This is a genomic window from Paraburkholderia sp. RL18-085-BIA-A (genome assembly GCF_046027075.1).
In the GTDB taxonomy this organism is placed as follows: domain Bacteria; phylum Pseudomonadota; class Gammaproteobacteria; order Burkholderiales; family Burkholderiaceae; genus Paraburkholderia.
Window position 1 is genome coordinate 1 of the sequence record NZ_JARESU010000554.1, and the last position, 652, is coordinate 652.

General features: G+C 58.9%; 2 protein-coding genes. Both read left to right on the forward strand.

Annotated elements, in window-relative coordinates; all coding sequences use genetic code 11:
* On the forward strand, positions 1-480 hold a 480-nt coding region (locus tag P0D89_RS53800), incomplete at its 5' end, for a helix-turn-helix domain-containing protein (RefSeq protein WP_408379778.1).
* A gap of 35 nt (positions 481-515) precedes the next feature.
* The coding region (locus P0D89_RS53805; RefSeq protein ID WP_408379781.1) for an NAD-dependent epimerase/dehydratase family protein at positions 516-652 on the forward strand (137 nt) is incomplete at its 3' end.

Below are 652 nucleotides of genomic sequence, written 5' to 3' on the forward strand. Positions count from 1 at the left end.
GAACGCAGCGATGCACTGGTGTATTCGCTTGCATTGGTCAAGCGGGATCTCGGCTACGAGATCGCATCGTCGGTGGCCGAACGTCTTGCCTTCGGCAATGACCAGCACATCTCTATCATCCTGAGCACACTCGGTACGCCGACCCTTGCCGAGAAGGCGCAGGAATCCGCGCGCTGGCTCGAGCGCAACTGCGGCAATCCCGTCTCGGTGGTCGACGCTGCCCGTACTGCCGCAATGAGTGAGCGAAATTTCTTGCGGCTTTTCAAGCGTGAACTGGGACTCACGCCTTCACAATATCTCTTGCGCGCACGCCTGAAGCTCACCTGCGAATTGCTGGCGAACAGCGACCTTCCAATCGACAAGATCGCTCGGCGCACGGGTCTGAGCAATGGCGAACGGCTGTCGAAACTGTTCAGGAAGCAGCTCTCCATGTCGCCGACCGAGTACCGCGCCAGTAAACGATGCGCAAGCATCAGCTAGTCTGCGTTTTTCTCTAAGTTTCTGGGGCGACTTGCATGGATACACGCTCGCGTATTTTTGTTGCCGGCCACAGAGGCATGGTGGGCTCGGCGCTCCTTCGGTCGCTACAGGCGGCCGGATACAGCAACCTCGTCACGAGGCGGCATGACGAACTCGATCTGCTCGACCAGAG